Annotated in this window: 8 protein-coding genes; 3 read left to right on the top strand and 5 right to left on the bottom strand. The window is 50.8% G+C overall.

Annotated features, from left to right (window positions below):
- Nucleotides 1-19: 19 nt before the first annotated feature.
- Both AC27N8_RS27785 and AC27N8_RS27780 read right to left on the bottom strand, forming a co-directional pair.
- Nucleotides 20-1,231: an acyl-CoA dehydrogenase family protein gene (locus tag AC27N8_RS27785; protein ID WP_487071550.1), complete on the bottom strand. Its 1,212-nt coding sequence runs from the start codon at nucleotides 1,229-1,231 to the stop codon at nucleotides 20-22.
- Nucleotides 1,232-1,280: 49 nt separating this feature from the next.
- Entirely contained in the window at nucleotides 1,281-2,426 is a 1,146-nt protein-coding gene (locus AC27N8_RS27780) for a M20/M25/M40 family metallo-hydrolase (RefSeq protein WP_487071548.1), read from the bottom strand.
- Nucleotides 2,427-2,711: 285 nt separating this feature from the next.
- Between AC27N8_RS27780 and AC27N8_RS27775 the strand changes: the two genes are divergently transcribed.
- Nucleotides 2,712-3,572, top strand: a complete 861-nt coding sequence (locus AC27N8_RS27775; RefSeq protein ID WP_487071546.1) for an aldo/keto reductase — start codon at nucleotides 2,712-2,714, stop codon at nucleotides 3,570-3,572.
- Nucleotides 3,573-3,653: 81 nt separating this feature from the next.
- Here AC27N8_RS27775 and AC27N8_RS27770 read toward each other — a convergent pair whose 3' ends face one another.
- The 3 genes from AC27N8_RS27770 to htpG all read right to left on the bottom strand — a co-directional run bounded on the left by AC27N8_RS27770 (nucleotide 3,654) and on the right by htpG (nucleotide 8,120).
- Complete coding sequence (locus AC27N8_RS27770) at nucleotides 3,654-3,902, bottom strand: hypothetical protein (protein WP_487071544.1); 249 nt, start codon at nucleotides 3,900-3,902, stop codon at nucleotides 3,654-3,656.
- 609 nt (nucleotides 3,903-4,511) lie between these two features.
- Complete coding sequence (locus AC27N8_RS27765) at nucleotides 4,512-5,996, bottom strand: IS4 family transposase (protein ID WP_487064900.1); 1,485 nt, start codon at nucleotides 5,994-5,996, stop codon at nucleotides 4,512-4,514.
- Between the two features lie 243 nt (nucleotides 5,997-6,239).
- Nucleotides 6,240-8,120 (bottom strand): molecular chaperone HtpG, encoded by a 1,881-nt coding sequence (gene htpG, locus AC27N8_RS27760; RefSeq protein WP_487071542.1) that lies wholly within the window; start codon nucleotides 8,118-8,120, stop codon nucleotides 6,240-6,242.
- Between the two features lie 684 nt (nucleotides 8,121-8,804).
- Between htpG and AC27N8_RS27755 the strand changes: the two genes are divergently transcribed.
- The gene (locus AC27N8_RS27755) at nucleotides 8,805-9,002 is read left to right on the top strand and encodes a helix-turn-helix domain-containing protein (RefSeq protein ID WP_487071540.1); all 198 of its coding nucleotides are present in this window, start codon (nucleotides 8,805-8,807) and stop codon (nucleotides 9,000-9,002) included.
- A gap of 658 nt (nucleotides 9,003-9,660) precedes the next feature.
- The gene (locus tag AC27N8_RS27750) at nucleotides 9,661-14,928 is read left to right on the top strand and encodes a beta-ketoacyl synthase N-terminal-like domain-containing protein (protein WP_487071538.1); all 5,268 of its coding nucleotides are present in this window, start codon (nucleotides 9,661-9,663) and stop codon (nucleotides 14,926-14,928) included.
- Nucleotides 14,929-14,939 lie beyond the last annotated feature (11 nt).

Below are 14,939 nucleotides of genomic sequence, written 5' to 3'. Positions count from 1 at the left end.
CATGTTCTCCTTTTTGAAGCTACTTGAGATCTGTGGGGGCTTCAAGGACACGTTTGGCGAGGGCAGTAAGGGCAACATCGTCCATAGGAGGATTATGCAGGCCGGCGCGAATGTCGCGATAATAGCGTTGCAGGGGTGAGGAGAGCGCGAGACTTGCGGCTCCGACGACGCGCATGGCAAGATCAATAATCTCAACTGCATTGTTAGTTGCCAGGTACTTGGCGGCTCCTACCAGGGCAATATCAACGCTCTCGCGATCCTGGCTGTATTGTTCGGCTAGGCCAAAGAGAGCAGCCTGGCTTTCAAACAGGAGTGCCTCAATCCTGCCAACTTTGTCTTGAATATGTGGCACACTGGCAATCGACTGCTTTAAGGAGTTTGGGCGTCGCGTGCGTGCAAAGCGAATGGCTTCATTCCGAGCGGCATGCGCGATGCCCAGATAAACGGCAGCGACGATCAATCCCAGAGCGCCTTGTCTGAGCTGGAGCTCCGGAGAGGTGGGAAGCAGGATATCCAGATAGGCTTCCGGACCAACATGGACATTTTCTAGTACAAGATCATTACTACCTGACTCGCGCATAGCCACGGTATGCCAGGTATCCTCAATACTCACGCCAGCGGCGCTGTGTGAAATCAGGAAATTACCTCGCTCGGCCTCCAGAGCAGCTAAGGGAGCATCCGCGCCGGCCTCATCGACAATACTACAGCCGACAATAAAGTAGCTCAGTGCATGGCTCCCCGTCGTGAACGTCTTCCTACCAGTGATACGCCAGGACCCATCGGCCTGACGGCGTGCAGTGGTCTGCGGACGCCCTCCACGGCTAGGACTCCCCGTAACGGGCTCGCTCACTGCACTGTTAATCATGGCACCATTCTCAATCACATCGCTACACAGCCGCCTCACTACTTCCGGATGCTCGCTATATCCATCCAGCAGGCGAGACAGATGAATCAGATGCATACCAGCCACCAGAGCAGTTGAAGCGTCCCCTTGAGCAAGACGATACTGCGCATGTACGAGATCTTCAATTGAGCCCTCACGACCGCCCAGGGAACGAGGAATGCTCAAAGCTAAATAGCCAGCTGCATGGAGATCTTTAAAGTTCTCGCGAGGGAAATGCCCAATCCAATCATACTCTAAAGCGCGTTGCGCAAAGATATCGGCCAGTTTGCCAGTGGTAGTCAGTAATTGAGATTGTTCTTTGGTAGTTGGATACGACAGGAAGCTCATCTATACTCCTTAAGCTAGTGATGGTGCTTAGCGATGGCTGCAAGCTTGATTACCTATGTGCTGCAAACGAGCTTGCCTCCAGGGAGAGCCTCACAAGTTGTGCCAGGCCATCGCCGATAGGTGAAATATACAAATGCTCATCTAAGGTGTGCGCGTGTACACCCCGCGTGATGCCAATACAGACAGAAGGGATATCCAGACTGATAGGAATATTTGCATCAGTGCTGGAAGCTACGAATCTTGGCTCCAGCCCAATCCAGCGCACTGCCTGCATCGCCAGTTGAATCAAAGGATCTTGCTCACTACGCTTGCCTGCCGGACGATCTCCCAGCACTTCGACGGTTGTCTGCAAGCCAATTCCCGCCTGATGAGTAATAATGGTCTGCGCCTGCTCCGTTAGTTGATCAAGCACGTGGGAATCAACCGAGCGCAGATCAACTAAAGCACTGGCAGAGGCTGCAATGGTGTTAACCGATGTGCCACCTTCAATCATCCCCACATTGAAAGTCGTCTTTGGGTCTGCAGGAACCTTCATGCTGGCAAGACCGGCAATAATATTGCCTAACCCATGGATCGCGCTCGGCGTGCCAAAGGAGCCAAACGAATGACCTCCAGGACCGGTGACGGTCACCTTAAGCCGCTTTGAGCCCACTCCGGTATTTACGATACAGCCCAGACCGCCATCCACTACTAGCACGGCGCCAAGCTCATCTTGATAGCGCAGCACGGCGGTCCTGGCTCCCAAAAGATTCCCTAATCCCTCCTCACCCACATTGGCCACAGCCAGCAGATCGGCATCGGTCTCCCAACCATAGGCATCCAGCATATCCAGAGTCGTAATCATCGCCGCCACACTGGCACTGTTATCGCCAATCCCCGGTCCATAAAGAAGATCGCCTTCGCGGCGAATGTTGATAGGTGTCGAGGCGGGAAATACCGTGTCGATATGAGCCAGTAGCATCAGGGTAGGCCGATCCGATTTCTTGCCACGCCGCACATATACATTGCTAACCGCATCGATTTCCGGGGTATAGCCACGATCGCGCCAGAGGCCAGCCACAAACTCGGCTCGCTCGCGCTCAGCGCCAGTAGGAGCCGGGACAGCACAAATACGTTGCGTAAGCTCAACAACATCCTCAATCCGTGCCGTAGCATCCCGGCGAATGCGGTCCAACTGCTCTGATGAAAGCGCCATATTTTACTCCTCGAACCCTCTTCTTAACTAATTGGAGGCCAGAATTTTCTGCCAACACCTATAGTATCTCACATTTAAATTAGAGTTAGAATTATGCGACTCCGGATAGATAAAACAAAACGAAAAACGCCATTGGTACGTATCGTTAACAGGATCCTGGCAATGTCACAGCTTGCGCTCATCGATGTCATTTGTTGTAGAATGGGCTGTGATGCAATGTGGCAACACAACAATCATCGTATCGGATGGATACCGGCCCACACATAACTGAGGAGAACCCTATTTATGGCAATTGCAAAGCTACCGTTCGGGCGTACAGGACATATGAGCACGCGCACACTCTTCGGAGCGGCCGCATTAGCTTCGGTCACACAGGCTGAAGCCGATGAGACGCTTGAAGTCCTGCTGAAGTATGGAGTAAACCACATCGATGTGGCCGCCAGTTATGGAGATGCAGAGCTACGCATCGCCCCCTGGTTCAAGCAGCATCGCGAGCAGTTTTTCCTGGCGACAAAGACCGGTGAACGTACCTCAAAAAAGGCGATGGAAGAGCTCCAGCGTTCACTTGAGCGTATGGGAGTCGATCACATCGATCTCTGGCAGTTTCATAATCTTGCCGATCCTATCGAATGGGATATCGCACTCAGTACAGGTGGAGTAATCGAAGCCGCCATTGAAGCGAAGAAGCAAGGACTGATTCGAGCCATCGGCATCACCGGCCACGGAGCACAGATCGCAGCCACCCATCGCCGCAGTCTGGAGCGTTTTGATTTTGACTCCGTCTTGCTGCCATGCAACTACGTCACGCTCCAGAGTCCCTACTATGCCGAAAACTTCAATGCTCTACTTGAAACCTGTCAGAAAAGAAATATAGCGGTACAGACCATCAAGTCGATCGCCTATAAGCCCTGGATGAACGAGCCGAAGAATCGTTCCGTCTGGTACGCTCCCTTAGAAGAGCAGGATGATATCGATCGCTCCGTCAACTGGGTACTCGGTCATCCCAACATCTTCCTCAACACCGTCGGAGACATTCATCTGCTCCCCAAAGTACTCGATGCCGCCAGTCGCTTCGAAACAGCCACTCCGGACGAAGAGATGGCACAGATGGTCTCTCGTCTAGGCATGCAGCCATTATTCGTCTAATGGCCCGGCACTGCACCAGAGACAAAAAAGAGCGAGGATACTGTCCTGGACAATATCCTCGCTCTTTTTTTATTTCAGCCTCTATTGAAAGCGCGAGACATGATTCTGCTTGTGATCTTCTTTCTCATGGAGATAGATGGCTTCGTTGATGCCGTCTGTATTACGGCTCAACAACTCAAGCAGGCCCTTGGTCTCCTCTGCGTTCAAGTTGCAGTAGGTGCCACTGGGATTGCCAAATTCATGGTAGTACATTTTCAGATGACCATCTTCTAACCAGGATTGGTAGCGGCCAATTTTCATGTGATCTTTATGATTATGCTGTGAGTTCATCTTCACTCCTCCTTGAGGTTTCCCTTTAGATACTAACTACTCTCATTTGCGCATGACTGAGGGAAAAGCTCAATATTGAAGCTACTATCCTCAGTGGCCTTTTTATCTTTGTTTGCGTTTCGCTTTCGCTTACATATATATAATACGGCATAAAATCCCGTTTGGGGGCCAAAAAATGACCAAAAAAAAACAGCTAAAAAATCTTTATGCACATCTATCTACAGTACACTCGCCAGAGCCCATATACATCCACATTGGACTATCTTGATGACACCTTCTCACAACACATTTGTGCAATATGCACAAATTAATCCATATATTTTTATGTGCACATTGCCAAAATTAATGGCAGAGGATGTCCCATCCTTCTCAATAACGCCAAGAGATCCTGTTCGCTCAAGCGTGAATGTGCTCCAACGTAGCGCCGTGGTCTTGTGCCCGGCGGCCAGTTCACGTATGAAAATGTTCCTCATCATTTTGCATCATTGAGTGACAAAAATGATCGTTTCGTACGTCACGAGTCCGCCGGGCACAAGACCACAATACTTCTCAGTTAAACATGTTTCTTTTCTTCTGTTGTTCACCATTGTGATGGTCAGAAAACGGATCTCATGCGATGACCTCCTGGGGTGGGGAGGGCTTTTTGCTCTTCCACTCCTGTTCACGTGGATCCACCCCCTCTGGTCGCTCCCAGATCTTCACAAAATCGAGGAAGCTTTCTCCTGGAGCAAAGGTCGCATAGGGAGGGACGTCCCGCTTTTTTCGATGCCATTTCTGGTAATACAGCTTGAGCTCCCGTCGGTTCATGCGGACACGCTGTGCGGGCAAGAGCGTGAGCATGGACACGTGTCGGATGAGGCGGTCCAGCAGCCAGCTTTGACACGAGGGATCAGCCAGAAGACTCTCTCTGATTGCTTCTTTGAGTGCATGCTTGGTCTGCGTAAAGCTGATCTGATCCGCATCGACCTGTCGCTGAGCGGCTGCCTCCCATTTCACCGCGCTCACCGCATAGTGAGCCAGGAAAAGGGCGTACACCTCTTGCTTTACCCCCTCAGGCGTTCGTGAGCGCAGCACGTTGATCTGCTCTCGCAAGGACGATTTGATTTCTTTCAACATCGTCTCCACTTCCCAGCGTTCACGGTAGATCTCGATGAGTTCACTGGCAGGGTAAACCTGTTCATCCAGCAGCGTCGTTGCCAGTCGATAGCATCGTCCGGGCGTGCCAAATCTGGCATCTGTCATCACATACTCGATCACACGGATCGTAACGGGGCGTGTCCCCTGATGGTTGCTCGCACGACGATTGGGGGTGACGGTGGTCAGATAACTTCCATCGCTGAGACGTTTCTCGACGCGACGTCCCACGGTGCTGCTCAGTGCACATATCACCTGGGCGTTGAGCGTATCCTGCACGTGTTCAAAAAACCAACTGCTGAAAAAGCCACAATCCCCCAGAATGAGCATGTCGGATCTCACGTGGGGAAAGAGCTTGGGCAAGGCATGGATCTCGGCCTGCGCGTGCGTTCCCAGAACCACATCAAGCACGCAACGACTTCCACATTCTATGAGTGCCACCGCTTGAATTTGGGGATAGGGACCCTCACCATGCTGGTTGGAGGAACGCCCAAACGCTTCGACGTTGGCCGCCGTATCAGGCACATTGAACTTGGTCCCATCAAGAGCTACCAGACGATGCCCTCGATAAAAGGAGGCGGGGTGACGGCTGCAATGGGCTCGCGGGCGACAGCACGCGATCATGACGCGATGGAGGATGTCCGCATCAAAGCGTTCCCGTTGATAGCTGATCGTTCCCGTCGAGAGGGATGGGAAGATCTCTGATGGATGCAGCAAGGCAAAGGGATGGGCCAGTGCATGCCACACCCGGTGCTGAGACTCGTCGGGGCAGAGCCCGTTCATGAGCAGTTGAAGGAAGAACAGGGTTCGAGTAAAGACGCGTGTGCGGCGTTGCTTGGCTGGGAGCAAAGATGCAAAGCACGTATCGAGGATCTCTTGCGGGAAGAAGGACAGCAACAGATGTCCGTTGAGCTGGTCACTCAATTTGTCTTGAGCCTCAATATGGCGTAAACTATACATGAAGAAGTTCCTTTCTGGCGACTGGAATATCGGTATAAAAAGAGTGTGCCAGAAAAGAACTTCTTTTTCTATCTCTCTAGGATATTTTTCTTTGCCTAACTGAGAAGTATTGGGCACAAGACCACGGCGCTACGTTGGCGAGCTTTGGCGACCTCGAATGAAAGAGGATTTCTCCTTCACTTGACAGTAAAAGACCGTATCCATCTTGTATGGATACGGTCCTTTTGGAAAACGGGCTGCTGGTTAGAGTTGTCCCAGTAAGCTGTTCAGGCGATTGACGAAGGTGACCGGATTATCGAGTTGCTCGCCGCTGCTCAGAACTGACTGGTCAAAGAGGACGTGTGCCCAGTCGACAAAGAGTTTGTCATCGGCTTCGCTCTTGATGCGCTGCACGATGGCATGCTGTGGATTGATCTCAAGAATCGGTTTGTCGTTAGGTATCTGCTGACCAGCCGATTGCAGGAGGCGTTTCAGGCTGGGATCAATGCCATATTCGTCGACGACCAGACAGGCTGGCGATGTCGTGAGACGACTTGTGACACGTACATCCTTGACCTCTTCTCCCAGCACGCTTTTGAGGCGCGCTAAGAGATCTTTGGCCTCATCGGCATTTTTCTGCTGCTCTTCCTTCTCCTCCTCGTCCTCCAGATTGCTGAGATCTACCTCGCCTTTGGAGACCGATTGAAGTTGTCTGCCTTCGAACTCGCGGAGCTCGGGGATGGCAAGATGGTCAACTGGATCGGAAAGTAAGAGAACTTCGATGCCTTTCTTCTTAAAGATTTCGAGCAAAGGACTATCTTTGGCAGCGGCATAGCTATCAGCCACGATATAGTAGATCTTATCCTGGCCTTCTTTCATGTGCTCAACATAGTCAGTAAGCGTGACGGTCTGCTGATCGCTCCCCGAGGTGCTGGTGGCAAAGCGCAGGAGCTTGGCCAGCGTATCCCGGTTGGACTGGTCCTCCAGCAGACCTTCTTTGACGACGCGACCAAACTCGCTCCAGAACTTCTCATACTTCTCAGGCTCATTTTTCATCAGATCGGTAAAGAGTCCCAGAACTTTTTTGGTCGAATTTGAACGGATCGCGTCGATCATGCGATTCTGCTGCAAGATTTCACGCGAGACATTCAGGGGCAGATCATTCGAGTCGATGATACCACGAATGAAACGCAGATAGCGCGGCATCAGTTTCTCGGCATCATCCATGATGAAGACGCGGCGTACATACAGCTTGACGCCATGATGGACCTCTCGCGTGAAGAGATCAAAAGGAGCCTGGCCTGGAACGTAGAGCAGCAAGGTATATTCCTGCGTACCTTCCATGCGGCTGTGCACGTACGCCATAGGATCGCTATAGTCGTGTGAGATGTGCTTATAGAATTCGTTATATTCTTCCTCGCTGATCTCGCTGCGTGAACGTGTCCACAGAGCGGAAGCCGTATTCACGACCTCCCATTCGTCCTCTTTATCCTTATCTTCTGACTTCATCACGATCGGAAGCGTCACATGGTCAGAATATTTACGGATAATCTCACGCAGACGGAAACCGCTAAGCAACTCATCCTCATCCTCGCGCAGATGCAAAGTAACTTCACTGCCACGCGTCTGCTTTTCAACGGTCTCAATCGAATATTCACCCTGTCCGGCGGACTCCCATAGCACGCCATGCTCTGGTGCGAGTCCAGCACGCCGCGTCAGGAATGTAACCTTATCCGCGACCACAAATGAGGAATAGAAACCTACACCAAACTGACCAATCAGATTGGCATCTTTCTGTTGATCGCCGGTCAAAGCCTGGAAAAACTCGCGTGTGCCAGATTTTGCGATCGTACCCAAATTCTCCACGACATCAGTGCGATCCATACCAATACCGTTATCAGCGATAGTGATCGTGCGAGCCTCTTTATCATACGAGACACTGATCTTGAAGTCCGTGTCGTGCTCGTATAATGACGCATCTGAAAGAGCATCAAAGCGCAAACGATCGATGGCGTCAGACGCGTTTGAGATTATCTCGCGGAGAAATATTTCTTTGTTACTGTATAGCGAGTGGATCATTAGATCCAGTAACTGTTTGACTTCCGCCTGAAAGCCAAGTGTCTCTTTCTGTGTATCGATAGACATAAAACAAAACCTCCCTAGCAACAACGTATATTTAAAGAGAGAAGAATAGGACGCAAAGAGGTATTTTTCACTTGTTACTGTACCAAAACTGAACGCTTTTTTCAACTCCAAAAAACGACCTGCACCCACTTATACTGCGGAATGCCTGCAAATCATAAAAAAAGATGGAGTTATCATAGCTCCTTTGCTCTACTCCACGGTAGACATTGTATCGGACTGAAAACATTTTTCGTTTAAACAGGTAACAACCGTAGATCTTACAGTCGTCGCTCAATAGAGATCCCCCTACCTGTAGTATCTACAAGATACGCATCTATCTAATATTGTGGCTTTCATAGTTATAGCATGTAACTTACCCAAACTATTGATAGTCTTGTAGACTTTGCGCAGGTAAGAAAACAGAAGTTTCACCTATCCATTTTCAAAAACTTGGATGCTAAAGTCATCACCGATGAATGACGTTCATACCATTGACCTATACATGTTCACCTCAGACATACCAAAAGTTGTATCTACTTTACTTGCATACCACATTGTTGTACAATGCTCTTACAATGTCTTGTGTATATCTATCACGCGGTGGCCTTGGCTCTGGCTACTGGCCAACATTATAGGCCAGGATGTCTCAAACAATGCCATAGATAGATACACAGGAATGTAAAAATATAAAAGGAGATCAATACCATGAGCGAGCTATTAACAGTATCAGAAGTTGCAGAAATTTTGCGTGTCGATGACACTACAGTCAGACGTTGGGTCAAACAAGGTGCATTGGAAGCTGTCATTCTTCCCCACGTAAACGAGCGTCAGGCTTATCGTATCAAGCGCGACACCCTCAATCGTGTACTAGGCGATGCTGCATTCCCAACGACAGCTGAATAGATACAGTCCCAGGCAGCACAAGCAAAGCCACTTATAAGAATAATCGATAGAGGCGTACGCAGACTCAAATTGTTCAAGTTGTTCAAGTACAGAGTTATATTAGATGTTCTTCCAAAGTGGCTTTGGCTACGTTCACCCAGCAATCTCCACAGACTATCTCCATGTCCAGAGGCTCCCCGGCACTCGCCCCTCCAAGCAAAGTTACAATCAGATAGGCTTGTGAGCGCGATTCACTACGTCAATATATTATAGACGAAAAACAAGCGCTGGCACCAAATAATTCCCACACCGTCTCCACCAGAGAATTTAGCTATCTAGCAAGAAAGGATATTTATGCTTCATGGTCATGTAGATCGGGCGTTATTCCATACCAAAGACCATGCAACTCTGCTATAATGTCATAATACCGATACAAGCTGCCCACTCACAATCTCCTCACAGGAGGCAGAGGGCAAGGACAGCCAAGCTATGTCGTTGCGATTTTTCTGGCATCACTTCACGCGCACCAAGCCTGGACCATGTACAGCAAAACGGTTGACAGTCACATAACTTGAAGGTATCATCAATATTAGACGCATAAATAAATATGTTACTCGAGCAATTTTTGCTTATATACTAGCAAATTGTACTCGATATTTTCCGACCAGGAATAGTAAAATTGGAAACACGTATATCGCCACCCTCGCTTAAGTTTTCTACACTGGTCAATCTCCTTCGTTGGAGGACAGCTCAACAGCCTGAACAGCGCATCTACACTTTTCTGACTGACGGAGAAACAAAAAAAGATGCCCTCACATTCACGGAGCTTGATCACCAAGCCAGAAAAATTGCAGCTTCATTGCAGGAGCGTGTGCCTCGTGGAGGACGAGCTCTACTCATCTATCCCTCAGGGTTAGATTTTATTGCTGCATTCTTTGGTTGCTTATACAGTGGAATCATTGCAGTCCCTGTCTATCCGCCATCAACAGTACGCTCGGACCGCACATTAACCAAATTTCGTGCCATTGTGCAAAACGTTGAGCCTCATGTCGTTCTCACGTCAACAACTCTCTCATCCAAAGTGGCAGGGCTGCTCACGCAAACGCCAGAACTTCAAGAAGCACCTGTACTGGTGACCGATACGCTCCCATCCACCCTCGCGGAGCAGTGGACCATGCCAGATATCCAGAGCGAGACTTTAGCATTTCTACAATACACATCAGGGTCAACCGGAGTTCCCAAGGGCGTGATGATTACTCATGGGAATTTATTGCACAATATGTCACTGGTTGAGCGCTACTGCCAGCATCCTGACAACGCCCATAGCGTGATGTGGCTTCCTCTTTATCACGATCTTGGTCTTATTGGTGGTGTACTCCAGCCACTTTATGCGGGATACGAATCCACCATCATGGCGCCCACAACCTTCTTGCAACGTCCATATCGCTGGTTACAAGCGCTAACAAGTACGCAAGCAACTATCAGTGGTGGTCCTAATTTTGCCTATGATCTCTGTGTCCAGAAGATCACAGAAGAGCAGAAGAAAACATTAGATCTCAGCCATTGGGAGATCGTCGCGAACGGTGCCGAGCCGGTGCGTAAAGATACGATGGAGCGCTTCGCCGCTGCCTTTGCCTCGACAGGTTTCCGCCACAATTATTTTTATCCCTGCTATGGCCTGGCGGAAGCTACGCTTGTCGTCAGTGCCGGCACCAAGGGAGTCTATCCAACCTGCAAATCGTTCCAGGGCGACGCGCTCAAAAAAGATATTGCCCTTGAGACCGATGAGCAGGCTATCGACGCTCGAACGCTCGTCAGTAGCGGGAAGAGCCATGCCGATCAAACGGTGCTCGTGGTTGATCCAGAGACCCAGACTGCCTGTCCCTCCAACCGCGTAGGGGAGGTCTGGGTATCAGGTCCCAGCGTTGCGCAAGGCTACTGGCAACGTCCCATCGAATCAAAGGAAACATTCCAGGCCCAACTCGCCGACGGCTCAGGACCATTCTTACGCACGGGCGATTTAGGTTTCATGGATCACGATGAGCTTTTCCTTACGGGACGCTTAAAAGATCTGATCATCATTCGTGGTAGCAATCACTATCCTCAGGATATCGAAAAGACTGTAGAGAGCTGCCATCCAGCACTGCGGCTCAATGGTGGAGCGGCCTTCTCCATTGATGTAGACGGCGAGGAGCGTCTGGTAGTTGTCAGCGAAATTGAACGCACGGCGATATCTTCACATCAGAACCTGGATCTGGTCATTGCAGACATACGACAAGCCATCGCACAACAGCACGAGATCCAGATATACGCCATCAACCTGATCAAACCTGCCAGCCTACCTAAAACATCGAGTGGCAAAGTGCAGCGCAACGGCACAAAAGCAAGCTTCCTTGAGGGAACGCTTGATATCGTGCGTGCCTGGAAACTGGATCAAGCAGAAGAAACATCCGAAACGCCTGAGACGGTTCCCACTGCCGCAGTGGAAGAGGCAGAGTCACCAGCAGCACAGACAGAGACAGAGCTACCAGCAACACAGGCAACGGAGAGCGCTCTAGCGCCGACGGCACCCGATCTTCCGACGCTGCGTAACTGGCTGATCGAACACGTTGCCACAGCCCTGAAGGTCAAAACCAACGCCATTAACGTCAGCACACCGTTCGCCTATTATGGCATGGACTCTGCTCAGGCGGTCAGCTTGTCAGCGGACCTGGAAGATCTCCTGCAACGTTCGCTATCTCCCACACTCGCCTATGACTATCCCAACATCGAGGCGCTGGCGCGCTATCTGACAAATGAAGAGCAAATCTCCGAGCAGCACGATGAGCATCTTGAGCAACGCAAATTTGACGAAGATGCGATCGCAATTGTGGGTCTCGGCTGCCGCTTTCCTGGCGCCAATAATCCCGACGAATTCTGGCAGCTCCTCCACGATGGAGTCGATGGCATCAGTGAAGTTCCCACCGATCGTTGGAACAAACAGGCATATTATGATCAAAACGCCGCCACTCCTGGTAAGATGAATACCCGCTGGGGTGGTTTCCTGCCAGACATCGACCAATTTGATCCAAAGTTCTTTGGCATCTCGCCACGCGAAGCGGATGGTATGGACCCACAACAGCGTCTGCTGCTGGAGGTTGCCTGGGAGACGCTGGAAAACGCGGGGATAGCACCAGAAAAGATGGTCGGGAGCCAGACCGGCGTTTTTGTCGGTATTAGCAGCGACGACTATTCACGCTTACAATTCAAAGATCCACGTGAGATCGACGCGTATGCCGGCACGGGCAACGCCCATAGTATTGCCGCCAATCGCATCTCTTATGTACTCGATCTACGCGGTCCCAGCATCGCAATGGATACCGCCTGTTCATCATCCCTGGTAGCCATCCATCAAGCCTGCCAGAGCATACGCAACCATGAGTGCACAGCGGCCCTGGCCGGTGGAGTTAATCTCGTGCTCACGCCAGAACTGACAATCACTTTCTCGCAGGCACGCATGATGTCTTCCGTGGGACATTGCCATACCTTCGACGAATCCGCTGATGGCTATGTACGTGGTGAAGGCTGCGGTCTGGTTCTGCTCAAAGCGGTCTCCGAGGCGCAACGCGATGGTGATACCATTCTGGCAGTCATCAGAGGCTCGGCCGTCAACCAGGATGGTCGCAGCAACGGCATAACTGCTCCCAATGGACCTTCGCAAGAAGCAGTCATCAGGCAGGCACTCAAGAACGCGAAAGTGCAGCCGCAACAGATCAGCTACGTCGAGACGCACGGTTCCAGCACGCCATTAGGCGATCCGATTGAGGTAGCCGCCCTCAAAAACGTATTGATGCAGGAGCGTACAGCGGAGCAACCATGTATCCTTGGAGCAGTCAAGACAAACATCGGTCATCTAGAATCGGCTGCCGGGATCGCGGGATTGATTAAGACGGTCCTGATCCTGCAAAAAGGCGAGATCGTGCCTAATCTGCACTTCGAGCAACTCAATAGCCATATCTCGTTTGAGAACACAACCTTTGCCATCCCCACGCAGCCTCAACCCTGGCCGACCGAAGAGCGCATCGCGGGAGTCAGCGCCTTTGGGTTTGGTGGCACCAACGCTCACGTCATCCTTGAAGCGGGGCCAGCCATCCAACCGCTCAAAAACGCGATGGAGCGGACACACCAGATCGTCACGCTCTCGGCGCAGAGTGACGAGGCTCTCGTGCAGATCGCAAAAAACTATCAGACATACTTAAAAGAGTATCCAGCCACAACGGTAGCGGATCTGGCCTTCACAGCCAACACAGGTCGCGCACATTTCGCATCCCGGCTTGCCATCACCACGACGACCACTGACCGCTTACGCGGACAGCTAGCCACCTTTATCCAGGGGAAGCCCGCACCGACCATGCAGATTGGGCGCAAACAACTCACGGCAGCGCGCAGGATAGCCTTTCTCTTCACGGGTCAGGGATCGCAATATATCAACATGGCAAAGCAACTCTACGACACGCAGCCCACATTCAAGCGCATACTCGATCACTGTGATCAGATCCTCCAGGAACACCTGGACCAGCCACTGATCTCAATTCTCTATCCAGCGCTTGAGAATCCATCACTGGATGAGACCGCCTACACGCAGCCAGCCCTCTTCGCACTCGAATACGCGTTAGCCGAGCTCTGGAAATCCTGGGGTATCATCCCTGACATCGTAATGGGACATAGTGTTGGCGAATACGTTGCCGCCTGTGTCGCTGGTATGTTTAGTCTGGAGGATGGTCTCAAGCTAATCTCGGCGCGTGGACGACTTATGCAGGCGCTTCCAGAGTCTGGCACGATGGTGGTCGTATTCGCCGAACCCGAGCAACTCAAGCCATTCATCGAACCAGTTAAACAGCTAGTTTCAATTGCAGCCATCAACGGCCCCAAAAACACCGTAATCTCAGGCGATCCAACCGCGTTACAAACGATTATCGCGCAATTGGAAGCGGAGCACATAACCACGCATGCGATGGTGGTCTCACACGGCTTCCACTCACCTTTGATGGCTCCAATGCTGGATGCATTCGAGCAGGCAGCAAGCGAAATCACATTTGCTCCCTTGCGTATTCCTCTCGTCAGCAATATCTCAGGAGAAATACTGACGATAGGGGAAACTGTCGATGCACATTATTGGCGCACACAAACGCAGAGCGCAGTTCAATTTGAAGCCAGCATATCCACTCTTGCAGAACAAGGATATAATACCTTCATTGAAATCGGTCCAGCCACAACCTTACTCAACATGGGAAAACGATGCATCCCTGAAGCAAGCGTCCAATGGTTACCATCCCTGCAAAAGGACCATGGCAACTGGCAGACGCTTCTGGAGAGTGTCGGGAGGCTTTACAGCCTGGGCATAGATATCAACTGGTCAGCATTCGAACAGGATTATCGCCGTAACCGCCTGTCCTTACCGACCTATCCATTCGAGCGTCAGCGTTGCTGGTTTGAAGAGAGGAAAAATCAGACAAGCCAGACAGCAGTTAAAAACGAAACGAGTATCCAGGAGCCTGTACACAAAACCAGACTTGCCGAGCGGCATCCGCTTCTCGACACCTATATGGCGCTGACCTATCCAGTCAACACACACATCTGGGAAAGCACTCTGGATACCCAATACTTACCCTATCTACGGGATCATCGCATCCAGGGTGCCGCAGCGCTTCCGATGTCTGTCTATATCGAAATGGCTCAGGCAGCCATCAAAGAAGCATTGGGAACAGGCACGTATCGTCTGAAAGAGATTGAGCTGAAAAAACTTCTGCTCTTACCTGAGAAAGGTTCCCAGAAGGTTCAAGTTGTTCTTTCTTCCGACACCAGCAATCAAACAATATTTTTTATTTATAGTCATGCTGTTGGTGTACCAGATCAACCACACAACCTCTGGACCCTGTATGCAACCGGCAAGATCCAAACTTTATGAGGAATGTGGGT

It is taken from the genome of Dictyobacter sp. Z7_2, assembly GCF_057551105.1.
The sequence above is the reverse complement of the archived record's forward strand: the minus strand, read 5'-3'. Positions and strand labels throughout refer to the sequence as shown.

Coding starts and splice junctions, on each gene's coding strand:
- AC27N8_RS27785 (WP_487071550.1), bottom strand. CDS start 1,231: ATGAGCTTCCTGTCGTATCCAACTACCAAAGAACAATCTCAATTACTG.
- AC27N8_RS27780 (WP_487071548.1), bottom strand. CDS start 2,426: ATGGCGCTTTCATCAGAGCAGTTGGACCGCATTCGCCGGGATGCTACG.
- AC27N8_RS27775 (WP_487071546.1), top strand. CDS start 2,712: ATGGCAATTGCAAAGCTACCGTTCGGGCGTACAGGACATATGAGCACG.
- AC27N8_RS27770 (WP_487071544.1), bottom strand. CDS start 3,902: ATGAACTCACAGCATAATCATAAAGATCACATGAAAATTGGCCGCTAC.
- AC27N8_RS27765 (WP_487064900.1), bottom strand. CDS start 5,996: ATGTATAGTTTACGCCATATTGAGGCTCAAGACAAATTGAGTGACCAG.
- htpG (WP_487071542.1), bottom strand. CDS start 8,120: ATGTCTATCGATACACAGAAAGAGACACTTGGCTTTCAGGCGGAAGTC.
- AC27N8_RS27755 (WP_487071540.1), top strand. CDS start 8,805: ATGAGCGAGCTATTAACAGTATCAGAAGTTGCAGAAATTTTGCGTGTC.